At 47.9% G+C, this 22,672-nt stretch carries 20 protein-coding genes; 8 read left to right on the top strand and 12 right to left on the bottom strand.

All coding sequences use genetic code 11. The annotated features are described in order from the left end of the window. Nucleotides 1–30: 30 nt before the first annotated feature. Nucleotides 31–1,569: a 2,3-bisphosphoglycerate-independent phosphoglycerate mutase gene (gene gpmI, locus LEUMU_RS0118500; RefSeq protein WP_022953792.1), complete on the bottom strand. Its 1,539-nt coding sequence runs from the start codon at nt 1,567–1,569 to the stop codon at nt 31–33. A gap of 158 nt (nt 1,570–1,727) precedes the next feature. Here gpmI and LEUMU_RS0118505 point away from each other — a divergent pair, with 158 nt between their 5' ends. Continuing rightward, nucleotides 1,728–3,239 (top strand): YifB family Mg chelatase-like AAA ATPase, encoded by a 1,512-nt coding sequence (locus LEUMU_RS0118505; protein WP_022953793.1) that lies wholly within the window; start codon nt 1,728–1,730, stop codon nt 3,237–3,239. A gap of 14 nt (nt 3,240–3,253) precedes the next feature. Here LEUMU_RS0118505 and LEUMU_RS0118510 read toward each other — a convergent pair whose 3' ends face one another. The 11 genes from LEUMU_RS0118510 to LEUMU_RS0118560 form a co-directional block, all read right to left on the bottom strand. Further along, nucleotides 3,254–4,543, bottom strand: a complete 1,290-nt coding sequence (locus LEUMU_RS0118510; protein ID WP_022953794.1) for an ankyrin repeat domain-containing protein — start codon at nt 4,541–4,543, stop codon at nt 3,254–3,256. A gap of 108 nt (nt 4,544–4,651) precedes the next feature. Next, on the bottom strand, nt 4,652–5,293 hold the full coding sequence (locus LEUMU_RS26785) for a precorrin-8X methylmutase (protein ID WP_022953795.1): 642 nt from the start codon (nt 5,291–5,293) through the stop codon (nt 4,652–4,654). Nucleotides 5,294–6,057: 764 nt separating this feature from the next. After that, nucleotides 6,058–8,133, bottom strand: a complete 2,076-nt coding sequence (gene glyS, locus LEUMU_RS0118520) for a glycine--tRNA ligase subunit beta (RefSeq protein WP_022953796.1) — start codon at nt 8,131–8,133, stop codon at nt 6,058–6,060. Between the two features lie 13 nt (nt 8,134–8,146). Continuing rightward, nucleotides 8,147–9,058: a glycine--tRNA ligase subunit alpha gene (gene glyQ, locus LEUMU_RS0118525; protein WP_022953797.1), complete on the bottom strand. Its 912-nt coding sequence runs from the start codon at nt 9,056–9,058 to the stop codon at nt 8,147–8,149. Between the two features lie 357 nt (nt 9,059–9,415). Then, nucleotides 9,416–10,039 (bottom strand): 16S rRNA (guanine(527)-N(7))-methyltransferase RsmG, encoded by a 624-nt coding sequence (rsmG, locus tag LEUMU_RS0118530; RefSeq protein WP_022953798.1) that lies wholly within the window; start codon nt 10,037–10,039, stop codon nt 9,416–9,418. After that, the gene (mnmG, locus tag LEUMU_RS0118535) at nt 10,036–11,928 is read right to left on the bottom strand and encodes a tRNA uridine-5-carboxymethylaminomethyl(34) synthesis enzyme MnmG (RefSeq protein ID WP_022953799.1); all 1,893 of its coding nucleotides are present in this window, start codon (nt 11,926–11,928) and stop codon (nt 10,036–10,038) included. The genes rsmG and mnmG overlap by 4 nt, the downstream gene beginning before the upstream one ends. Nucleotides 11,929–11,962: 34 nt before the next feature. Beyond that, nucleotides 11,963–12,616, bottom strand: a complete 654-nt coding sequence (gene bioD / locus LEUMU_RS0118540; protein WP_022953800.1) for a dethiobiotin synthase — start codon at nt 12,614–12,616, stop codon at nt 11,963–11,965. Further along, nucleotides 12,613–13,191, bottom strand: a complete 579-nt coding sequence (lepB, locus tag LEUMU_RS0118545) for a signal peptidase I (RefSeq protein ID WP_022953801.1) — start codon at nt 13,189–13,191, stop codon at nt 12,613–12,615. The genes bioD and lepB overlap by 4 nt, the downstream gene beginning before the upstream one ends. Before the next feature lie 26 nt (nt 13,192–13,217). After that, entirely contained in the window at nt 13,218–14,618 is a 1,401-nt protein-coding gene (locus LEUMU_RS26790; RefSeq protein ID WP_084708133.1) for a S8 family serine peptidase, read from the bottom strand. Continuing rightward, the gene (locus tag LEUMU_RS0118555; RefSeq protein ID WP_022953803.1) at nt 14,560–15,312 is read right to left on the bottom strand and encodes a hypothetical protein; all 753 of its coding nucleotides are present in this window, start codon (nt 15,310–15,312) and stop codon (nt 14,560–14,562) included. The genes LEUMU_RS26790 and LEUMU_RS0118555 overlap by 59 nt, the downstream gene beginning before the upstream one ends. 11 nt (nt 15,313–15,323) lie before the next feature. Further along, complete coding sequence (locus LEUMU_RS0118560; protein WP_022953804.1) at nt 15,324–15,923, bottom strand: sigma-70 family RNA polymerase sigma factor; 600 nt, start codon at nt 15,921–15,923, stop codon at nt 15,324–15,326. A 395-nt stretch (nt 15,924–16,318) separates the two neighbouring features. On the opposite strand from LEUMU_RS0118560, the gene gshB reads away from it, so the two are divergent. The 7 genes from gshB to LEUMU_RS0118600 all read left to right on the top strand — a co-directional run bounded on the left by gshB (nt 16,319) and on the right by LEUMU_RS0118600 (nt 22,645). Continuing rightward, nucleotides 16,319–17,284, top strand: coding sequence for a glutathione synthase (gene gshB, locus LEUMU_RS0118570; RefSeq protein ID WP_022953806.1), 966 nt, complete (start codon nt 16,319–16,321; stop codon nt 17,282–17,284). Next, a complete protein-coding gene (locus tag LEUMU_RS0118575; protein ID WP_022953807.1) occupies nt 17,281–17,709 on the top strand; it encodes an OsmC family protein in 429 nt (142 codons plus the stop codon). Before gshB ends, LEUMU_RS0118575 begins: the two co-directional genes overlap by 4 nt. 96 nt (nt 17,710–17,805) lie before the next feature. Then, nucleotides 17,806–18,375, top strand: coding sequence for a C40 family peptidase (locus LEUMU_RS28270; RefSeq protein ID WP_022953808.1), 570 nt, complete (start codon nt 17,806–17,808; stop codon nt 18,373–18,375). A 116-nt stretch (nt 18,376–18,491) separates the two neighbouring features. After that, nucleotides 18,492–19,019, top strand: coding sequence for an ECF-type sigma factor (locus LEUMU_RS0118585; RefSeq protein ID WP_022953809.1), 528 nt, complete (start codon nt 18,492–18,494; stop codon nt 19,017–19,019). Continuing rightward, nucleotides 18,992–21,271, top strand: coding sequence for a serine/threonine protein kinase (locus LEUMU_RS0118590; RefSeq protein WP_084708134.1), 2,280 nt, complete (start codon nt 18,992–18,994; stop codon nt 21,269–21,271). Before LEUMU_RS0118585 ends, LEUMU_RS0118590 begins: the two co-directional genes overlap by 28 nt. 150 nt (nt 21,272–21,421) lie before the next feature. Continuing rightward, a complete protein-coding gene (locus LEUMU_RS0118595; protein ID WP_022953811.1) occupies nt 21,422–22,048 on the top strand; it encodes a DUF4360 domain-containing protein in 627 nt (208 codons plus the stop codon). Nucleotides 22,049–22,336: 288 nt separating this feature from the next. Next, nucleotides 22,337–22,645, top strand: coding sequence for a hypothetical protein (locus tag LEUMU_RS0118600; RefSeq protein WP_022953812.1), 309 nt, complete (start codon nt 22,337–22,339; stop codon nt 22,643–22,645). The last annotated feature ends 27 nt before the right edge of the window (nt 22,646–22,672 follow it).

A 22,672-nucleotide genomic window follows, 5' to 3' on the forward strand; every position in this document is an offset into this window, starting at 1 on the left:
CTGCCCGTCGTTCCGTCTAAGGGCGAAAAATCAGGCAAGCTCACTCAGCAACAACGATTTACAATCCATACTGGCCGGTTGCTCCAGACCCATAAGCTGTAAGACAGTTGGTGCTAAATTGCCCAGACCACCACTTGAGTTCAGTGTCCAATAAGTTTGATCGATAATCAAGCAAGGAACAGGGTAGACCGTGTGCTGAGTATTCGGTTCCTTAGTGATTGGGTCGACATACTCGTCGCAGTTACCGTGATCGGCTGTCAGAATCACGGAATAGCTGTTCTCAGCGGCGGCATCTAATACGCGACCTACTTGAATATCCAGTGCTTCAACGGCTTTAACAATCGCCTCGCCAATAGCCGTGTGGCCAACCATATCGCCATTGGCAAAGTTAACCACGATAAAGCCGTGCTCCTGTTTATTCAGGGCATCAACAACGGTATCAGCGACTTCCGCGGCGCTCATTTCCGGGCATTCGTCGTAAGTTGTTACCTTCGGCGAGTTGATCATAATGCGATCTTCGCCCGGATATGCTTCTTCCTTACCACCATTGAAGAAGAAGGTGACGTGTGCGTATTTCTCCGTTTCAGCGCAGTGCAACTGCTTGACGCCAGCCTTGCTGATGACTTCTGACAAGCAGGTTTCAGGCTGCTGTGGTCCAAATACGATTGGGCCAGTCAGTGTGCTGTCATACTCGGTCATGGTGGTTAAAGTAACCGGCTCAAACTCGCCACGATCAAAGTGCTCGAAGTCTTTATGAGCAACAGCCGCCGCCATTTGACGAGGGCGGTCATTACGGAAGTTGAAGAACAAAGCAAAGTCACCACTTTGAATCGCTTCAGCGCCTTTAATTACGCAAGGTGTTACAAATTCATCGGTTTCGCCTTCGGCGTATGAAGCTTCCATGGCAGCAGCGGCGGTATCAAAGGTTGGGCCTTGCTGTTGGCACATGGCTTTCCAGGCTTTTTCAGTACGATCCCAGCGCTGATCACGATCCATGGCGTAGAAACGACCACTGATGCTAGCGATCTGGCCGCTGTTTTTATCCAGACAATCCTGCACGATTTGCAAGAAACGCTTGCCGGATTTTGGTGAGGTGTCGCGGCCATCGGTAAAGGCATGAATCATTGGCTCTACACCATTAGCGGTACACAGCTCGATCAGTGCGCACAGGTGCGTGACATGGCTATGGACGCCACCATCTGAGACCAAACCTAATAAGTGCAGCGGGCGATTAGCCGCTTTTGCATTGCTAATGGCCTCTAAAATAACGTCGTTTTGCGCAAAGCTGCCATCTTCAATTGCGTCATCTACACGCACCAAGCTTTGCTTGATAATCGTACCGCAGCCAATGGTCAGGTGTCCTACTTCGGAGTTCCCCATCTGGCCATCAGGTAAGCCAACCGGCTTGCCGGAGGCTTGCAGTGTCGTGTGTGTGTTAGAGCCGAAATAGCGATCTAGATTCGGTGTATTGGCTTCATAAACTGCATTGTTTTGCTTGCTTGGGTTTACGCCAAAGCCATCAAGAATAATTAACAATGTATTACGACGAGGGGCTGCAGATGCATTCACGAGGATAAACCTTTGTCTTCAGTTAGGAACGCCCATTTTATGCGATTTTGCAGTTTTCTGCACCTGATAAGGGAATACCCTCTTATCCGATGTTGCTATTGTGCATGAGGCGGTTTTGCTAGCATCTGAGGGATATTAATCACAATAACAATAAAATTATGAGTCTTGCGGTTGCATATACCCGAACCAATGATGGCATTAATGCGCCACAAGTGAGTGTCGAGGTGGATTTAAGCCATGGTTTACCGGGCTTTTCGATTGTTGGCTTGCCTGAGGCGGCGGTCAAAGAAAGTAAAGACCGCGTGCGCTCAGCGATTATTAATTCGGGCTTTGATTTTCCGACTAATCGCATCACCGTAAATTTGGCACCAGCTGACCGACCCAAGCAGGGTGGGCGTTTTGATTTGCCAATTGCGGTGGGTATTTTGGCGGCTTCTGGTCAAATTGAAAAAAACAGACTGGAAGATTACGAATTTATTGGTGAGTTGGCTTTAAGTGGCGAACTTCGGGCGGTGAGTGGCGTACTACCGACGGCATTTGCGGCGCATCATCGAGGTCGTGCCATTATATTGCCTGAAGGTAATGCGGCAGAGGCTGGCATCATTGAAAATTCACTCATTTTTCCCTCAGCTAGTTTGATGTCTGTTACCCGTCACTTGAATCATTTGGAGTGCATTGGCAGCTACTCACGGCAATTTGAGGCAAGTTCGCAAACCTATACGATTGATCTGTTAGATGTTAAAGGCCAGTTTCAGGCTAAGCGGGCTTTGGAGATTGCAGCTGCCGGTGGGCATCATCTATTAATGGTTGGGCCACCGGGTACCGGTAAGACGATGTTAGCTAGCCGTTTGCCAACGATTTTGCCACCGATGACCGAAGAGGAAGCCTTGGAATCTGCTTCGGTAGCTTCAGTAAGCCATCAAGGATTTGATCCAGATAATTGGTCGCGACGACCGTTTCGGGAGCCACACCATACCGCCTCTGCGGTTGCATTAGTGGGTGGTGGTGCAAAGGTTATGCCCGGTGAAATTTCATTAGCCCATCACGGCGTCTTGTTTCTGGATGAGTTGACGGAGTTTAATAGCAAGGTGTTGGAAGTGTTGCGTGAACCCTTGGAGACAGGGCGCATTGCACTCTCACGAGCGGCCAGACAAGCTAATTACCCTGCAAGATTCCAGCTGGTTGCGGCGATGAACCCTTGCCCGCAAGGTTTGGATTGCGATCTTAAATCAAACTGCCATTGTACTCAGGAACAACAACGGCGTTATCGCAAGCGTTTATCTGCGCCATTTTTGGACCGGATTGACCTGCAGATTGAAGTACCGCGTTTATCGCATTCCGATTTAAGTAGCCTTGAGGCGACCGAGTCGAGTGAAACAGTGAGAGCGCGTGTCTGTGATGCGCGAAACCGGCAACAACAGCGCCAGCAGTGCCCTAACTATGCCTTGGGCACGCAGCAGTTAGCGAAGTATTGCGTACTGAAACCTGCAGATGATGCCTTATTGGGGCAAGTCTTGGAGGCTTTTAAGCTATCGGCGAGAGCCTGTCATCGGATATTAAAAGTAGCCAGAACCATTGCGGACCTGGATCAATCTGAAAACATTGAGACGGCCCATTTAACCGAGGCCGTCTCGTATCGTTCTATGGATCGCTTACTGGCTGCGCAGTAAGCAAAGGTCCTGTTTTACAGCATTGGCATAACCGCTGAATGATTCAGGTGGTTAGCCAGTGCTTTAGGTGTCATGCCATCACTGGTTTTAGCGTTACGGCTCAAACCCTGACTAATCAGGTAAGCGGCTGTATCGGCGTGGCCAAAACGGGCTGCTTCGTGCAATGCGGTCCATCTTTTCACCGTGAGTGCGTTTTTATTGGCACCTTTTGCGATTAAGTACTGAACGACCGATAACTGACCCTTGGCAGCAGCTTCATGTAGAGGCGTTTCCTCAAACTTATCAACGGCTTCAATATTTGCACCACCTTCTACAAGTGACTTGACCACATCCAGCAAGCCTTGTGCGGCTGCTTTGTGCAGTAAAGTTTCACCGATACCATCCGATACATTGGTCGAGGCACCTGCTGCCGTCAGCAATGAAACGATTGGAGCACTTTTGGCACGGATTGCCATTTGGATTGGTGTACCTTGACGGCTACCTGTATTGGCATTAGCACCATACTTAAGTAATTGTTGAACGCTGCTAACTTGTCCACGTGCAATGGCTGCATGTAATACCTGACCGCCTGGCCCTGAAGAGTTAGGATCTGCTGAGTACTCCAGTAATTTTTGGACTAACGCCGTGTTACCAGATTCAATTGCTATGTATAGCGCACTGCCTTGTGGACCCTGATAGCTAGGATCAGCCCCATTTTTAAGCAGTAAGTCGATAGTTGGTTGATGGCTTTTGCTGATTGCCAGTTGCAGTGGCGTTAAGCCATTACCATTTTTAAGATTGGTATCTGCTCCGTATAAAATCAGTTGGTCGGCGATGTCATAATTGCCACGGCGAATGGCGGTATACAAGACAGGCTCACGATTGCCGCCGACATAATCGACGTCCGCGCCCATTTTGATGAAGCGCTCGGCTTCTTTCAGGTTGCCCGCATTTAAGTTATCTGCCAATGCTTTTGAAACAACAGGGCTACCGGTTGGGCGGCCCGGAACAGCGCGGCGTTGTAAATTACGTTTAACGAGTTTAGGTGCCGGAGCGGCTTCTGGCGCAGCAGTTGGCTCTGCCGAGCTGGTATTTTGGTTATTGTCTGTGTCATTTGCTGTTAATGCTGGAGTCGACGCTGGCGTTATTGTTGCTGATTCCCCACCACACCCCGATAGAAGAATTAGCATTGCCGGTAACGTGACCGCAGACATGAATCTTAAGAAAATCATGTGTTGACCCTTTCCGTAGTAGTCTTTTTTATTGGTTAAATGCCCTTGTACTGGAGAAAGTAAGATCAAGGTTCGTTGCAGCCGAATGGCCATGACGAGTTATCCGCTAAGAGCTCAGCAATCAATGGCTGAGACAATATAGCGCAGTTTGTTGGTATATGTCAGTTAATAGTTATGTTGAGCAGGGGTATATCGAGGGATTTAGAGCAAACTTTCTTGTCTTAGGTTGATCAAGGTATTCATCGCGGCTGCCACCAAAGTACTACCGCCCATCGTGCCAATCATTGTAATACAGGGCGTTCCGAGCTGCTCATGATGCTCCCAAAGGTAGTCTTTTGACTCCGCAGCACCAATGTAGCCACGTGGCATTGCGATGATCAATGCAGGCTTACCAATATTACCTTGCTCCATCAAATCCATTAGGCGCAGTAATGCGGTTGGCTCATTTCCGATTAACACAATGCTGCCTTCAGCATAGTGCTTCCAGTTTTCTACCGACACCATGGCGCGGGTTAGTTTTTTGGACTTGGCCTGGGAAATGACATTAGGTCGGTCGATCAGACAGATCGGCTCTTTGCGTAAATGCTCTGTTTTTAAGCCTTCTACCACCATGCCGGAGTCGCACAGAATATTGGCATTCTTTTTAAGCGCAAGCAGGCCTGCACTAATAGCATTCTCGCTTATCCGCGCTTGCTGCATGACATTGATATCGCCATAAGCATAAATCATTCTCACCAGCAGCTGCTGACGAGGGTCTTCCAGATTGTCTAGGTGTAGTGTTTCACGAATGGACTTAATAGAAGTCTGCTGGATGATCTTAGGATCGCGTTCATACTTAATCACAGGCCGGGACCTCGGGTAGGGGCTTTATTAAACCGACTGAGTCAGAGTTATGGGGTGATTCAGAGCTTACAGGATTCGGTACTGAGCGGCAAAGCTATTCAGAATGGGTCAGAGTGTGACAGAAACGTGTTTTCGCTGTTAGAAGCTGACAGCTCATTACTAAATTGTCACCTTATGACGGGAATAACCGTGTCAGGAGTATTTCTATATTAGCTAATAATATTTTATTTATCAGTGACTTACTGAGTTAAATAAAAAGTTGGCCTCGTTGTTGCAACTATCATTACATAACGAGACTTAAATAACATAGTAGTTAAAACAAGCCCCCGAGATGAAGAGTGGTTTAGTAAAACAAAAATAAAGCACCACCGATCTCAACCCCAGTGCCCCTAGCCTTCCCCAGCGAAGGGCACAATTATAACAAACAGTATTGATTGAGTAATCAGTACCTAATAACAAGATTTACCAGCAAGCCCCGAGATTAAGAGCGATCTAGCAATAATAAAAATAAAATCATCGCCGATCTCAATCCCCAGCGCTCTTTGCTTCCCCCGGCAAAGGGCGCTTTTTTTATTCAAGCGACGCTCAATCCCTGAGCATCTAATCTGCAATGGCAAAGCATCCTTACTCTGTCCAGTGCTCTAGTTCCTTAAGATGCGTGTATCTTAGGGAAGCAGGGCTTTGCAGACTATCGGTAGCAGACCACCTGAGCATTTAGCAGTATGAACTGCAGCTTAATATGGTCGACTACCGTTTATCGTTACTCAAGCGCCTTGCAAACTGGATAAATCGGCAACTTGCAGGAACAAACCGCGCAAGGAGGTGAGTAAAGCAATCCGATTGTTTTTCAGTGCTTCATCATCACTCATAATCATCACGCCATCAAAGAAGGCATCAACTTCAGGGCGAATAGCCGCCAATGAGCTGAGTGCTTCTGTGTAATCGTTGGCTGCCAGTAGTGGAGCCAGTTTTGCTTGCTGGGCAGTGATGGCTTCAAACAGTGCTGTTTCCGGAGCTTCAGCAAACAGTGATGTATCCAGCGCGATAGTGGCTTCACCATCCAACTTCTTCAGGATATTCGCAATTCGCTTATTGGCGGCAGCTAATGGCTCAGCTTCCGGCAATTGCTTAAATGCGCTAACGGCTTTTACCCGGTGCTCAAAGTCCAACGGGGAGGAAATATCCAGCTCCGCAACGGCTTCAACCACATCCAAGCTCACGCCTTGGTCCTGATAATAAGCGCGTAACCGTTCCATAATGTATTGGTAGGTCGGCGTTATTGCGGCTGTGGCATCGACTTTATCTTGTAAGCTAGTGGCTGCAAACTCCAGAAGATCGCGCAGGTCGAGTTTTAGCTCACCTTCGATAATAATCCGCAGTGCACCAAGCGCTGCACGACGCAGTGCAAACGGGTCTTTAGTGCCGGTAGGCTTCTGACCAATTGCGAAGATACCTAAAATCGTATCCAGCTTATCGGCCAATGACAGGATTTTTCCCGTCATATAATGCGGAATGCTGTCACCTGCAAAACCAGGCTTGTACTGCTCTTCAATCGCGTAAGCAACTGACTCTGGCTCGCCATCATTCAGCGCATAATAGCGCCCCATGATGCCTTGCAGTTCAGTGAACTCCAGTACCATATCGCTGACTAGGTCGCACTTACTTAGCTGTGCAGCACGCGATGCATGCTCTGCATTTTCACCAAGCTGTGTGGCAATACGGCCAGCTAGTTGGGAAACACGTTCTGTTTTTTCAAACAAGGTGCCAAGTTGCTGTTGGAAAACGATCTTTTGGGTCGCCTCACGACGTGATTCCAGCGGTGTTTTGCAATCCTGATCCCAGAAGAACGCAGCATCACTAAAGCGAGGTCGGATAACGCGCTCATTACCATCACGCACGACGCTGACATCACTGCTTTCGATATTACTGATCGTAATAAAGTACGGCATTAATTTGCCAGACTCATCAACGACCGGGAAATACTTCTGGTGATCTTGCATACTGGTGATCAGGCATTCCTGAGGCACTTTCAAGAACTCTTCACCAAAACAACCATCGACTGCGCTTGGCCATTCGACCAGGTTAGTCACTTCATCTAACAATGACTCATCAATTACTGCAACACCACCAATGCTTTTAGCGCTGGCTTCTGCTTGTTTGCGAATAGTTTCGCGTCGCTCATCCGTATTGGCTAAGACATAGGCTGAGCGCATGGCATCAGCATAGTCTGAAGGCGTATTCAGGCTAATTGCTTGTGGTGCATGGAAGCGATGGCCACGGCTTTCACGACCGGTTTTGATACCCAGAATTTCAGCATCGACCACCGTGTCTCCCAATAAAAACACAATCCAATGCACCGGACGTACAAACTCAGTGTCACGATCACCCCAGCGCATGCGCTTGGCAATAGGCAGTGCAGCTAATGCCGCATTTAACATGTCAACTAGTAAGTCACGAGTCGCTGCACCCTTAACCGTTTGCTTGAAATTTAGGTAGGTTCCTTTGTCGGTTTCAATCTGCTGCAACTGATCAAATGTCGTGCCACAAGAGCTGGCAAAACCCATTGCCGCACGGCTTGGATTACCTTCTTTGTCGTAAGCTGCTTTTAAGGCAGGGCCGCGTTTTTCAACATCCTGATCGGCCTGAAACTCGGCAACATCATTGATCAGAACTGCCAAACGGCGTGGGGAAGCAAATGATTTTACTTCGCCAAATGGAATGCCGGCGGTTGTCAGACTATCCACCAGGTGGCTAGTGAGTGCCGCTGATAGTTTGCCCAGCGTTTTCGGGGGTAATTCTTCGGTGCCGATTTCGATCAGCAAGTCCGCAGTCGTTGTCATTGCCAGATCTCCTTTATTCTGCTTTGTCCGATTTCAACATAGGGAAGCCTAAGGCTTCGCGCGAGTCGTAATACGCTTGTGCAATGCCGCGAGACAAAGTACGTACCCGAAGAATGTAGCGTTGACGCTCAGTCACCGAAATCGCGTGACGCGCATCCAACAAGTTAAACAGGTGTGAGGCTTTCAGCATCTGCTCGTAAGCAGGCAGTGGCAGGCCGGATTCGATCATCGCCACACTCACGCGCTCAGCTTCATCGAACTGATGGAACAGCTCTTCCACATTGGCTTTTTCGAAGTTGTAAGTAGACTGCTCAACTTCGTTTTGATGGTAAACATCGCCATAAGTGATAGTGCCTTGCGGGCCTTCAGTCCAGACTAAGTCGTAGACGTTTTCAACGTTTTGCACATACATGGCAATCCGTTCCAGACCATAAGTAATCTCGCCCGAAACGGGTTTGCAGTCGATACCGCCGACTTGCTGGAAGTAGGTAAACTGCGACACTTCCATGCCGTTTAGCCAGATTTCCCAGCCCAGTCCCCACGCACCCAGCGTTGGTGATTCCCAGTTATCTTCAACAAAGCGAATATCGTATTTCAGCGGGTCGATACCCATGGCTTTAAGTGAGCCAAGGTACAGTTCCTGAAAATCATCCGGAGATGGCTTAATAATTACCTGAAACTGGTAATAGTGTTGCAGGCGGTTAGGGTTTTCGCCATAGCGACCATCGGTTGGACGGCGTGATGGTTGTACGTAAGCCGCACGCCATGGCTCAGGGCCAACCGCTCGCAGGAATGTCGCAGGGTGAAAAGTACCCGCGCCCATTTCCATGTCGTAGGGTTGTAAAATGGCGCAGCCTTGTTTTGACCAGTAGTCCTGCAGGGCGAAGATCTGTCCCTGAAAGGTGGAGACGTTGTATTCAGACATGTGCAGTAAATTCAGCAGTTTCAGTAAACGGGGGATTATACGGCATTTTTGGAGGAGGGTGTTTCTGTGATTAGAAAAAGCCCGTAAAAAGACACCCAAGCACTAGACTTGGGTGCAAATGCAATCATCTACGATATTAAGAACAAACTTAGGAGGTACTACAAACCACTGAGCCAATGCAGCTGACGACATCACACTAGTTGGGCCGATTTAAATCGATCCGATCGAACTAAGCGCTAATTTGCGGGAAATCGCTAGTGAATAGTGTTGATATACTAATGTAAGGAGCCTCAATGATTAGCTCAGCTCATGCATTATACTGATTTTTTGTCTGTTCGCTAAACAAAAAGGGTTTTTTTAGTGTGCTGCGACTATTTTCAACAAATGGCGCTCGCCAACCAGTGAGGGCACTTTTAGCTCATGTTGTGATTCCAGAACGTAGCCGTCAGGCAGCTCCGCTAATTCACTTGCCGGAAATTGTCCCTTCATGGCATACAGTGCACCGTTTTCGGCTAGATGCATTGCGCTACCCTCTACGAAATCGACAATGGAGGCAAAAGCGCGGCTGATGATCGCATCAAATAGCTGCGGTGGTTTCCACTGCTCAATCCTGCTCTGCACTACGCTGGCATTCTTTAGACCCAGCTCGATAATCGCTTGTTGGATGAAGCGTGTTTTCTTGCCGTTGGTATCCAGCATGGTGAACTGGCGCTCTGGCTGTAAAATGGCCAAAGGAATGCCGGGCAAGCCTGCGCCGCTACCAACATCTAAGCAATTACTACCCTCAAGGTGAAGCGCAACGACTAGGCTGTCAAAAATATGCGCCGGAATCATCTCTAAAGGATCACGAACAGCTGTGAGGTTGTAGGTTTTATTCCAGCGCTGTAGCAAGCTCACGTAGAGTTTCAGCTTGGCAACTTGCTCATCACTTGCCCCACAGTCTAATGCTGCAAGGCCTGACTCCCATAATGACTCGCTCATGCGCTGGCCTTCAGTTGCAATTGTTGCTTTTTCAGGTGTACCAGCAAGATGGAGATAGCCGCTGGCGTAATGCCCGGAATGCGTGAAGCCTGTCCAATAGTCGCTGGGCGCTGCTCAACAAACTTTTGGCGCACTTCATTAGAGAGCCCAACCACTTCGCTGTAATCCAAAGTGTTCGGCAGCACCGTGCTTTCCTGACGCAGTTGCTTATTAATTTCCAGCTGCTGGCGCTCAATGTAGCCGGCGTATTTGATTTGTACTTCAACTTGCTCGGCAACGGCTTCATCGCTAACGGCAGGGCCGGCGATATCCAGTGAGGTCAGGCTTTTGTAGGTTATATTCGGGCGACGCAGTAGCTCGTCCATGTGGTATTCATGGCTTAATGGTCCGCCAAAAATAGTATTTGTTTGTTCTGGAGTCAGTTGTGCCGGACGAATGCAGGTATCACGCATGCGCTGCATCTCACGCTCAATTTGTTCGCGTTTTTCGCTAAAAGCACGCCAGCGATTTTCATCCACTAAACCAAGCTTGTGGCCGATTTCAGTCAAACGTAAGTCTGCATTATCTTCGCGCAACAGTAAGCGATGTTCTGCACGGCTGGTGAACATCCGATAAGGCTCTTGGGTACCACAGGTAATCAGATCATCAACCAACACGCCGATGTAAGCCTCATTACGCTTAGGGCTCCAAGACTCTTTGTCTTGAGCCAGCAATGCAGCATTCATACCCGCGAGTAAGCCTTGTGCGCCAGCTTCTTCGTAGCCGGTGGTGCCGTTAATTTGACCCGCAAAAAACAGGCCTGGCATAAACTTGGTTTCAAGGCTTGGTTTCAGGTCACGAGGATCGAAGAAATCATATTCAATGGCATAACCCGGACGCGTGATATGCGCATTCTCAAAGCCAACAATGGAGCGGACTAAACCGAGCTGTACATCAAATGGCAGGCTGGTTGAGATGCCGTTCGGGTAGATTTCATAAGTATCGAGACCTTCTGGTTCGATAAAAATCTGGTGTTGTTCTTTATCCGCAAAGCGCACAACTTTGTCTTCGATGGACGGGCAGTAGCGTGGGCCAGTCCCTTCAATCACACCCGAATACAGCGGTGAGCGATCTAGTGATGAGAGAATCAGATCATGCGTTTTCTTATTGGTGTAGGTGATGTGGCAAGCCACTTGCGCGGGATGCTCTGAGCGATTACCTAAGTATGAAAATACTGGGGTTGGGTCATCACCCGGCTGAGCGCTTAGCTGGCTGTAATCAATACTGCGCGCATCAATACGCGGCGGCGTCCCTGTTTTCAGGCGCTCTACTCGAAATGGTAATTCACGCAGGCGCTGAGCCAGTGCAATGGAGGGTGGATCACCAGCACGACCACCAGAGTGGTTTTCCATACCAATATGGATTTTTCCACCAAGGAAAGTGCCGACAGTTAATACCACGGCCTTCGCGCGGAAATTCAGGCCCATTTGAGTGCGCACGCCAACTACCCGATCATTTTCGACGATCAGATCATCCACAGCTTGCATAAACAGGTCTAGATTTTCTTGCCCCTGAACGATTTCCAGCACAGCGGCTTTGTAGCGTACGCGGTCAGCCTGAGCACGAGTCGCTCGTACCGCTGGCCCTTTACGTGCATTCAGAATTCGGAATTGGATACCGCCACGGTCGGCAGCATGCGCCATGGCACCGCCCAGTGCATCAATCTCTTTAACCAGATGGCCTTTGCCGATACCGCCAATTGCGGGGTTGCAGCTCATTTGGCCAATGGTTTCGATATTGTGGGTCAGTAGCAGTGTACGTTGTCCCATGCGTGCAGCCGCCAGTGCGGCTTCGGTGCCTGCATGGCCGCCACCAACAACAATTACATCATAATCTTTTGGGTATAACATGGGAGTGTGTCCGGCATTTTTCCTAGGTAATTCACTAGTATAGCAAATCTATCAGGGGGGCTGGCAAGGAGCTTTGATTATGAGTCAAGCTAAAAACCGGCTGCGGGAGCAATTCGGCTAAGTCTTCTTGGTTATTCATGGTCGCATCGCCACTGCTATCGCTGACTTGATTGAGCACAACGGCGAGTAAATCTAAGCCTCTTCGTTGCAGTGCTTCACAACATAAAAGCACCTGACTCATGCAGCCAAGGCGGTTATTAGCGACCAGTACCACCGGTAAACGCAGCGCACTGGCAAGGTCTGCATTGAGCGCATCTTCAGTTAATGGCGAGTAAAGTCCGCCAGCCCCTTCGACATACAGAAAGTCATCCTGCTTTAGATTTTCAGTGCATTGAGCGGCTAATTGACGCAGTGTTAGTGAGGTGCCTTCCATGCGAGCGGCTCGTACTGGTGATAATGCCGCTGCAAAACGGTTAGGGCAGATAGCATCTAACTGTTCGGTTTTACCGGCTGCCAGTGCCAGTCGCCAAGCATCAGTATGTTGAAAATCACCAGTAGGCCAGCCTGATTCGATGGGTTTTCGCGGGTGTACATCGATGCCACGATCAATAAGTTCACGGATGAGGTGAGTACCCACCCACGTCTTGCCGACATCGGTATCGGTGCCGGTTACAAAAATGCCGTTCATTGAATAGATTGTCCGATACGTTGATTTTGACCAAATACAATGGTGGTTGCTTTGCCGATGACATCCGCTTGATTAACCACGTCAAAAAAGCGGCTATCATTGCTATTATCCCGATTATCGCCCATCACAAACAAGCCCCGCTTCGGAACGACAATTTCTGGCATGAACCGGGAAATAGGTGATTTGACCAAAGCTTTGTCAAGATAGGGCTGTTCAATTTGTTTACCATTAACAAACACATTGAAGTTCTCAATGCGTACGCGATCTCCGGGGCGGCCAATCAAGCGTTTGATGTAATTAACGGACTTATCCTTTGGATACAAAAAGGTAATCACATCATTGATTTGCGGTTCGGCGTTGGTGTAAGCATTGGTTGAAACCAGTATGTAGTCACCGGGAATCAGTGTCGGTTTCATGGAATCACTGGGAATTCGAAATAACTCAAAGCCTAGTACCCGCCCCCGAAACGTATCGGAAGCAGTGTGGTAAGGGTTGATTCGGAATGTGATGGTTGCAGCAATAGCCAGTCCGACAATCAGTATTCCAAATAGCCAAAGGCGGCTGGTTGTTTTCATGGCAAAGACCAGAGGAGAGTTGTCAATTAACGAATGGGTGCGCCAAGTTGGCGTAGGGCTTCGCTAACATTGACTAGGCCATTTCCGAACTCGTCATCTCGTCCGCGTTGGCCAAGGTCGGTGCTGGTTCTGTTTAGTTGTGATGCCGTAAAGCGTCGGTCGTAAGACTTTAATAATGCCATCGCACCAGAGATATGTGCGGCGGCCATAGAGGTACCGGTTGATACCTGATATTTGCCCTGTGGGGCCGTGGTCAGAATATTAACGCCCGGTGCGGCGATATCAATAAAGCGGCCTTTATCGGCTTTGCTAAATAGACGGCGATTTTTATCAACTGCCGTTACCCCAACAACGCCATCGATCAGTGCAGGGTAAATAGTACTTCCGGTACGACCATTATTACCACCAGCGGCGACTACGACGATATTTTGTCGAATGGCTTCACGCACAATATTTTCTAAAAAGGTATCGCGGCTGCCGGTAAAGCTTAGATTGAGAATATCTACTTTGCGCTCAATACAATAAGCGATGGCGCTAACAATATCGGTTGAAGTGCCACGTAATGAACTTGGGTGACCGGGTACGGAAGAAAATGCACCAACGGATAACACCTTAGCTTCTGGTGCGATACCGATACGTGGGTTTTTACTGACTAAAATGCCCGCAATCGAGGTGCCGTGTGCTTTGCTTTCAACCGTATTAGGGTCAACAATATTGCGCTGCTCGATATTGGAGCTGCGCAAAGTGGGATGATTTAAGTCAACTGGCGTATCTACCAATCCTATCAACACTCCGCGGCCATTAGATACGCCATGCGCGATACCGATACCTGTTTGTGCTAATGGATAGTTTCCACGAGCAGAGGTATTGGTATTTGCAGCCAACATGAAGTAATTGTTGGTGCTGGCTTCAAAGTTCTTTTCAGCTTTGTTAATGGTATCGGATAAATCCAGTGGACTTTGGCCCAGCGTATCCGCGATTACCACACCTTTTCGGAGAGCGCCGATGGCCATGCCACCTTTGCGCTTGAGTTTGTACTTGTCGGTAATTGCTTTAACTTCGTCGACAGACAAGCCAAAGTCATAGACTAGTAATAATTCGTCTTTAACAAAGTCGCTGCGGGCAGGTTTGGGCTTAACTATCGGAACGACGGTTAGTGGTGGTGCTTTTTGATAGAAGGGAACAAAGCCGTAATAGTAGGGGTTATTACGGCGTTGCTTAGCTTGAGGACGAATCGGGCCAGGCTTATGAACGCCGGGCTGATATCCCGGTATTGCAATACCGGTGTCCGTTTGAGTTTGTTCAGCAAATAGGGAGGTCGAAACAAGGCAGCTGGCTACCACCCAAGTGGCGCCAGACAAGATCTGCTTAATTCGGGAACTGTTCCCCAACAAACCAGATTGATGCATGCTTCTTCGACAACTCATTCTCCAAACCCTCTAATTCTTCAGCAGTTAACTTCTTATTGAGGCGTACGCGGTAAAATCCTGCGTCATCTGGAAGAAGTTCGGCTTGTACATTCTCAACTGCGCTGAATAGTGACTCAATTCGTTCAAAATGAATATTCTCATCTAATCCAATTAGTAACACGGTGTGGTCAGCATCAGCTGGAGCTTTAACTACCTGAGTGCTTGGACTGCTTTCAGTGTAGCTGGCTAGGCCATATTCGCTGGTAATATTAGCAGAAGGCAGCACAAAGAACATCAAAAGCCCAAGCTGTACGACCGTTAGCACGGCGAAAACAGCATACGAAAAGCTATGAGAATTACCAGTGAGTAAATTGTCTACATAATCTTTGATGCGAGCAAACAATGTCGGTGCCTGTGGAGTGCTGGCCTTTGCCGGCTCAGCCACAACTTGCTCGCTTGGTGTTTCCAGCGCATCGATCTTTGCCAGAACACTATTTAGCCTTACTTGTGCGCTCTGTAGCGCAGACCCGTCCATCACTGTTTTATCAGCACGAGTCTGTTTAATCATTTCTGCTTCCAGCGCTAATTCATCTCGCAGGGCAGCATCTTCAAGCGTTGCTTTGTCAACAAGGGCTTTCTCAGTATCCGACAGCTTACCAAGGTGATACCAGGGTAGCAGCGTTCTTACTTGTTGTTTGGTATTGGTATCCATAATATTACGACCTAAAGAGAGCCTGCGTTCGTCAGGATTTCTTTCAAATGCTTTCTCGCATAAAACATGCGAGTCTTTACCGTCCCCTCAGATATTCCCAGAGCAGTGGCTACCTCACGTACGGATAGCTCTTTAAAATAAACCAGTTCAAGCACTTCTCGGTGCTTGTCACTCAGATACCCTAAGTGCCGTATCAGTGACTCATTAACCTGGCTTAACTCTAGTTCTTCATCGGGCCTTAAAGCAGTGTCTTCCATATTGACAGCGGCTGTGTCGTCTTCAAGGAGAATCTCCTTGTTCTTACGCAGATAGCCGATCAAACGAAAACGCATGATTGAATACATCCACGTTGATGGGAGCGACTTGCCCGCAAAGTTTCCGGCGGACTTCCATATTTCGATCATCGCTTCATCAACAATGTCCGCAGCTAATGCTACGTCATTTTGCAACACTCTGGTGCAATACTTTAGAAAACGTGGCTGATATTTCAAATATAAAGTTGAAAAAGCATCCTTGTCACCTTTTTGTATGAGCTGCAACAGCTGTGCGTCCTCCGAACGGTCATCTTCCCGTCGAGGTTGCTTAAGATTATCTTTCAACACTGCTTTCATTTGAGTAGTCGTTGTTGGTAATTATTAGGTTCATTTTGCCCACCTGCTTTGCTAACTAAAGTGAGTGATTGCTTTGAGCAGCGCAGATTACTGTTTTCTTTTAATGCACACAAATACTCTATCGGCACGTTGCATCACGTAATAACGAATTAATTTAACATATTTTTGAACCTAAGAATTGTTTACTGCTACTCAAGGGGTAGTTAAACGCAGATAACATGTCTGCAGCCGCTGTAAAATCAGCAGCACACTTAGAATTTTGTACTCTGGAGCCAAGTCTCCAAAGTGCAGCACCAACTCCCTCGCAACTTTAGGCAGACTTCGGTCTGCCTTTTTTTTTGCCGTTTTAGCGACTACAATCATCCTCCACATTAAATAGCGATGGATGTTCCTGTATGTCTAGTCAGCCGGTTAGTATCGGATTTGTAATGGATCCGATTGAGTCGATCAAACCCTATAAAGACAGTACGTTTGCCATGATGCTCGAAGCGCAACGCCGTGGTTGGGATGTTCATTATATACAGCAGTCAGATATTTTTACGGAAGCTGGGATTGTTTACTGCCATAGCCAAACGGTTAGTCTGCAGGATAATAATGATCACTGGTTTGATGTAACGGGCGAACAAACGCAGCCGATGTCAGCCATTGACTGTGTCATTATGCGTAAAGACCCTCCTTTCGATATGGAGTACATCTACAGTACTTACATGCTGGAACTGGCTGAGCAGCAAGGTTGTTTGGTGCTTAATCGTCCATCCAGTATTCGCAGCGCCAATGAGAAATTTTTCACAACCTGGTTTCACGAGTTTGCTCCGGAAACTCTGGTTACCCGAGATATGCAGCGCATTAAAGCCTTCCATGACAAACACGAACGCATTGTTGTGAAACCGCTGGATGGCATGGGTGGTTCAATGATTTTCCAGATTCAGGCAGGCGATCAAAACCGCAACGTTATTTTGGAAACCATTACCCATCAAGGGACAGTGACGGCGATGGCGCAACGTTTTCTCCCGGAGTTTAAAGATGGCGATAAGCGCATTTTGCTAGTCGATGGCGTGCCATTTGATTACGCTTTAGCAAGAATTCCGGCTAAAGGCGAAGGTCGTGCGAACCTTGCGGCTGGTGCGACGTCAAAGGGGGTCCCATTGACCGACCGCGACCGCGAAATCTGTGCGGCGGTTGGCCCAAGTCTTAAAGAAATGGGATTAACCTTTGTTGGTTTGGACGTGATTGGTGACTACATGACAGAAATCAATGTCACCAGTCCAACCTGTATTCGTGAGTTAGATACAATTTATTCGGCTAATATCGCAGGATTACTAATGGATGCCGTTGAGAAAAAACTGGAGCAAGCAGCATGAAAGCGCGAGTTAAATGGTTAGATCACATGAGCTTTGTTGGAGAGTCTGATAGTGGGCACTCTGTTGTAATGGATGGCGCACCGGCGGCTGGTGGTCGCAATCTGGGCGTACGCCCAATGGAGATGTTGCTGCTGGGTTTAGGCGGTTGCTCATCCTTTGATGTAGTGATGATTTTACAAAAGGCTCGACAGAATATTACCAACTGCGAAGTTGAGATTACCGCAGAGCGTGCAGACACAGAGCCGAAGGTGTTTACCAATATTCATCTGCACTTCATCGTCGAAGGTCATAATGTCAGCGAAGCACGGGTCGAACGTGCAGTCGCTTTGTCAGCAGAAAAGTATTGCTCTGCCGCAAAAATGTTAGAAAAAGTTGCCACCATTACACATGATTTTGAATTACGGGATTCCGCTCAGGCGGTCTGAGTGTCGCCACCCGGGGCAGTAGGGGCTACTGCCTTTTTCAATTAACCATCATGCTTAATGGTGTGAACTTTGGTTCACCACCTTCTGGGGATTTTCATGAAGTTAGTATTTCAACGCGGCACCATGCGTATGGTGTCGTGCCTGTTGCTTGTGGCTTTGTGGTCAGCACCACAGGCTGTATTGGCGCAGGATGACTTATTATTAAAGCAGGCTTATCAGTCTTTATTTGGAACCAACTGGCCGAAAGGTGTCAATAGTGAGGCACCAGCGAAAGCCGTTCAGCAAAAAACACAGCTTCGCCAGCGATTAACTCAGACGGCCCGCAAGCAATTGCGTATTCCCTACGTTTGGGGTGGTACTTCCCGACGAGGTTTTGATTGCAGCGGTCTCATTCAATATGTGTATAAGCAGTTGAATATGACCTTGCCGCGGACGGCCGCTCAGCAGTATCGGGAAAGTCGCCGAGTTAAAACGCATGAGTTGCAGCCGGGTGATTTGATTTTTTTCCACACGCGCCTTCGTAGCCGTTCACGAATCAATCATGTCGGCATGTACTTGGGAAACAACAGTTTTATACATGCGCCGCGCAAAGGTCGGACGGTATCAATCGACAAGCTGAATAGTTATTGGAAAAAACGTATGATTGGTGGAGGACGGCTTTTTTAGCGTCTATTAGTGCTACGCTTATTCTTTAGTCGATAAATGCTTTTCATTGGAGCTTTGGCTTCGGAGTTGTTATCGTAAAGAATGGCTATGCGACTGTTTTAAGGAGTATGGATAGTATGGATCTACTGACACAATCTGAGCACCACTCGAAATTACTGGAAACTTTGTATCCGGAAATCAAGCGCTTGGCTGCGATTCAGATGTCACGAGAGCGCTCTAATCACACGCTATGCCCCACTGCGCTAGTCAATGAAGCGTATCTGAAGATGAGCTCAGAAGAGAGCATGATCTTTAATGATAAGCAGCACTTTCTGGCCGTTTGTGGAAACTGCGTGCGGCAGATACTGGTGTCACATGCGCGTACCAAGAACGCTGCAAAGCGCGGCGGTGGCCAAGTCCCCGTTACATTGATCGAAGGCGTGGATGACTTTCAGGCTGAGCAGGATATGGACGTTATCCTGTTAGATGAGCTACTAATACGCCTTGAAGCATTGGATGCGATGCAGGTTAAAGTGGTCGAATTACGGTTTTTCTCAGGAATGAGTAATGAGGAGATTTCTGATGTCCTCGACATTTCTCTATCAACGGTTAAGCGCAAATGGACTATGGCTAAAGCATGGCTGTACAAGGAGATGAACCGGTAGAGTCTGGTTATTTCGCCGAAGTCGAAGATTTATTCTTCGATGCACTAGAGCTTCCCCCGGAGCAGCGCGACACCTGGCTACAGGAGCGCTGTGCAGGGCGGCAGGAAATCTTTACCGAAGTTCAGACATTATTAGAGGCACATTTGTCTTCCGAGGCATTTCTTTCAGAGTCTCCGGACTTGAAGGGAATTGCTGCGTGCCCGGACCTTTCTGGTCGTCGTTTGGGCAACTATCAAGTCGTCGAAGAAATTGCCCGTGGTGGTATGGGGCGAGTGTATTCAGCTGATCGGGTTGATGGGGAATACGAGCAGCGCGTTGCGATTAAAGTGGTTGAGCTGGGCAATGTCGAAGCGGATATGTTTCGTCGCGAGCGCCAAACCTTGGCCAATCTTGAGCACCCGAATATTGTCACCTTACTGGATGGTGGCACGCTAGAAGAGGGCTTCCCCTATCTGGTGATGGAGTTGGTTGAAGGCCAGGCCATTGATCTTTATAACATCAGCCACAAGCTGGACAGAAAAACACTGGTCAGCTTATTTTGCACCTTGTGTAATGTCGTTGACCAAGCACACCAGCAAAGCGTGATTCATTGCGACCTCAAACCTGCCAACATTCTGGTAACCGAAAACGGCATTCTTAAGCTGCTCGATTTTGGTATCTCACAGTCCTTAATTAAAACGCACGACGAATATACCGAAGAAATGGGCTCACAAGCACTGACTCCGGAATATTCCAGCCCTCAACGTCAACAGCATTTGCCTCCGCATATCACGGACGATGTTTACAGTTTAGGCGTGGTATTGGCTCAGTTGCTGATTGGTGGTGATTTGCCGCGAGTGGCGACTGAATTACTGGTCAAAAAGCGCTATAAGCAAATTAATCACGAGCAATTGCTTGGGCTGATCTCATCCCATGAACTGCGGATGATAGTTAAAAAAGCGATTAGTCCTATCCCTGAGCAGCGTTATGCCAGTGCAAAGCTAATGGGTGAAGACTTACGTAATTGGTTGGATGAAAAGCCAATCGATGCGATTAGTCATGGAAAATTTTGGCACTTTCACACAGTACATAAAAACATCAGTCGTAACCGACAGTTCTGGTTAATTGTGCTGGGGATTTTTGTTGCCGTTGGTGCTGGAGCGGCTTATCTGGATTATCAGCAAAAGCGCGAAGTGACCAAGTTAAACTTGCAGGCAGCGGTCTCGGCGCGTCGGGTTAGTAATGACCTGACTGCGGTAATCAGCCGTACTCAGCCCTCGCTGGCGGTGCAGTTAGAGCTTACTGAGCTGGCAATTAATAATATTGAAAAAAGCCTTGGCGAGGTGCCTGATAATATTCCGGCCCGATTCGTATTGGCCGAAAGCTTGACGCGTTACGGCAAGCTCAAAGGGCATCCAAACTATTTGAATGAAGGCGATACCACTACCGCCATTGATTTTCTAACGCAGGCAGAAGGTCATCTGGAAGATTTGCAGGAACTCATCAAGACTGTGGCTCCGGACATGCTGCTGGGTGATGAGAATGACGACAAAATTGATGCGGCAGCAATCCAGTTAGATTTGCTTCGGGTGCGGCGCTTATTGGCCGAGATTCGCATTTATACCGAGCCTCGGGAGCAGGGTTTGGCTAAACTTGCGGAAGTTGAAGCGGCGTTTGATGCAATTACTTATAACAGTGAGAGCCGCAAGCGAAGGACTGAATACGTTAACGATTTATTGTACTTTGCGCAGGCAAACCTACTGACTAAGCAATTCGACCAGTTTGAAAAGCATTTAGATCAGGCCGAGCAATTATTAAATAGCTTGGCGACGGTGCAGCGTGAGTCGGAAGTCGAATTATTAAAAGATGTGCGCTTTTTCCGCGCCTTTATCAAGGAGCTAAGAGGGCATTTTTGGTATCTTAAAGGCAACCCGCAACGTGCAGTGTCTTATTATCAGACGATTGTGGATAGTCAAACGGATATGCGGATGACGCCGTTACTGAATCGGGTGGCTGAAATACGTGCCTGTTTGGTCCTAGCGGATGGCCAAGCAGATTTAGCAAAGCGCTTGCGTGATGATATTCGTACTCGGCGTGGTGATTTAGCCCGTGAGCATCCGGACGCTCAGTACCTATTGCAACGAAAAGCACGCATTGATAGTGAAAGCTTATCCCTTGAGCAGCAGCTGCAATGTAGCAACCCTGAATTCATCCTGTTTCCATTTGAGCCGCTCGGGCCGGAAGCGGCTCAGCGAGTTAAAGAGAATAATTAATCGTCAGACTATGGCTCTGACCTATCGCAGTCGATGTTATCCAAGCGGGCCATTAATCGCATCGATACTACCGATAACCTAAGCTGGCTGTAATGCTGGAACACTTAGGGCCTCTAATCAAATACTTAATCCGGAAGAGAGAGATCAGCTATGAAAACTATTTTACCTATTGTTCTGTGCCTTGGGTTGTCTGCTTGCAATAGTAGCGACAAGGAATTGGAGTTTACTGATGTAAAGATTAATAGCGTGACGACATCAGGAGCTGGTTGCCCTTCTGACTCGGGTGCTTCAGTCACCCTCGCTCCTGATAAAACAGTGGTTTCAGTTATATTTAACGAGTATTTGGCTGAAGCGGGGTCCGGAACCGGCGTCACCGAGAGTCGGATTCCCTGTAATATTGCTATCTCTCTGGATATCCCATCGGGTTATCAAACGTTTTTAATTGATGCTGATTTTCGTGGTGCAGTATTTTTACCAGAGGATGGTTGGGCGGAGTTTACCCGCGAGTACTTTTTTTCGGGAGAGAGTAGTCCTACTTTGGTGGATCGCTGGGAAGGTGAGTTGGAGAATGATGGATTACAGATCTTTGACCGCTTGGAAGAATACGGTGGCAGGCTTTCTCACTGTGGATCGGATGTGATTCTGCGCAGCAATACCTCTTTATACATTTCTGTGCCCGAAGGTGCGGACACATCACTCATCACGTTAGATTCATTAGATTATACAAACAGAGCACAGTTCGACTATCAATTACGCTACGTTAAGTGTGATATCTGACCGTTTATCACTAAAGCAGTCAGTTTGTTAGAAAATGTTGAGCCGTTTTCTAATTAGATTACGCATTATAGAGTAGCAGCACTGGTAAAGACGATGCTCAGCCTCTCGAAGAAGGATCTTTGAAGGTGGAAGAAGAAGCTTCAGTGACTGTTGTCTCGGCGCACGCTAGGTGTCCGGGTCTAACTTAATAAAAACGTGTGGCGTATTGTCATAAAGCGGAGCTGGCGGGCTTTGCTTAGTTTGGTGGAGGCTATTCGCGTCCGCTTAAAAGGCATAGGAAGGCTCAAAATGAATATAAATAATTTAATGAAATCAGTAGTATTCTCGATGCTACTACTTAGTTTGTCCGGTTTAGCTATGGCGGATGGTGGCTTTCCTGCGCGTATTGCTGCACAAAAGACAGAGATCAGCAAGGCGCTCACAAATAAGGAAATTGATGGTGCCGAAGAAAAGATACTCAAACAAGAGATGCAAAGTATTAGTAAGCTTTTTGCTAAATATTATGCAGATAAAAAATTAACAGCAGCAGAAGCTGATGAATTGGATGCGAAACTGAAAAATGCTGAGGTGAACCTTTTTCGCCAAAAATATGACTAATATTTGGTCATGCTGAAGCATGTAAAA

This window comes from Leucothrix mucor DSM 2157 (assembly GCF_000419525.1).
GTDB lineage: Bacteria > Pseudomonadota > Gammaproteobacteria > Thiotrichales > Thiotrichaceae > Leucothrix > Leucothrix mucor.

Coding starts and splice junctions, on each gene's coding strand:
- LEUMU_RS0118510 (WP_022953794.1), bottom strand. CDS start 4,543: ATGGCCATTCGGCTGCAACGAACCTTGATCTTACTTTCTCCAGTACAA.
- gshB (WP_022953806.1), top strand. CDS start 16,319: ATGTCTAGTCAGCCGGTTAGTATCGGATTTGTAATGGATCCGATTGAG.
- LEUMU_RS0118555 (WP_022953803.1), bottom strand. CDS start 15,312: ATGGATACCAATACCAAACAACAAGTAAGAACGCTGCTACCCTGGTAT.
- LEUMU_RS0118595 (WP_022953811.1), top strand. CDS start 21,422: ATGAAAACTATTTTACCTATTGTTCTGTGCCTTGGGTTGTCTGCTTGC.
- LEUMU_RS28270 (WP_022953808.1), top strand. CDS start 17,806: ATGAAGTTAGTATTTCAACGCGGCACCATGCGTATGGTGTCGTGCCTG.
- LEUMU_RS0118575 (WP_022953807.1), top strand. CDS start 17,281: ATGAAAGCGCGAGTTAAATGGTTAGATCACATGAGCTTTGTTGGAGAG.
- LEUMU_RS0118585 (WP_022953809.1), top strand. CDS start 18,492: ATGGATCTACTGACACAATCTGAGCACCACTCGAAATTACTGGAAACT.
- LEUMU_RS26790 (WP_084708133.1), bottom strand. CDS start 14,618: ATGAGTTGTCGAAGAAGCATGCATCAATCTGGTTTGTTGGGGAACAGT.
- rsmG (WP_022953798.1), bottom strand. CDS start 10,039: ATGAGCGAGTCATTATGGGAGTCAGGCCTTGCAGCATTAGACTGTGGG.
- mnmG (WP_022953799.1), bottom strand. CDS start 11,928: ATGTTATACCCAAAAGATTATGATGTAATTGTTGTTGGTGGCGGCCAT.
- glyQ (WP_022953797.1), bottom strand. CDS start 9,058: ATGTCTGAATACAACGTCTCCACCTTTCAGGGACAGATCTTCGCCCTG.
- LEUMU_RS0118590 (WP_084708134.1), top strand. CDS start 18,992: ATGGCTGTACAAGGAGATGAACCGGTAGAGTCTGGTTATTTCGCCGAA.
- LEUMU_RS0118560 (WP_022953804.1), bottom strand. CDS start 15,923: ATGAAAGCAGTGTTGAAAGATAATCTTAAGCAACCTCGACGGGAAGAT.
- bioD (WP_022953800.1), bottom strand. CDS start 12,616: ATGAACGGCATTTTTGTAACCGGCACCGATACCGATGTCGGCAAGACG.
- LEUMU_RS0118505 (WP_022953793.1), top strand. CDS start 1,728: ATGAGTCTTGCGGTTGCATATACCCGAACCAATGATGGCATTAATGCG.
- lepB (WP_022953801.1), bottom strand. CDS start 13,191: ATGAAAACAACCAGCCGCCTTTGGCTATTTGGAATACTGATTGTCGGA.
- LEUMU_RS0118600 (WP_022953812.1), top strand. CDS start 22,337: ATGAATATAAATAATTTAATGAAATCAGTAGTATTCTCGATGCTACTA.
- glyS (WP_022953796.1), bottom strand. CDS start 8,133: ATGACAACGACTGCGGACTTGCTGATCGAAATCGGCACCGAAGAATTA.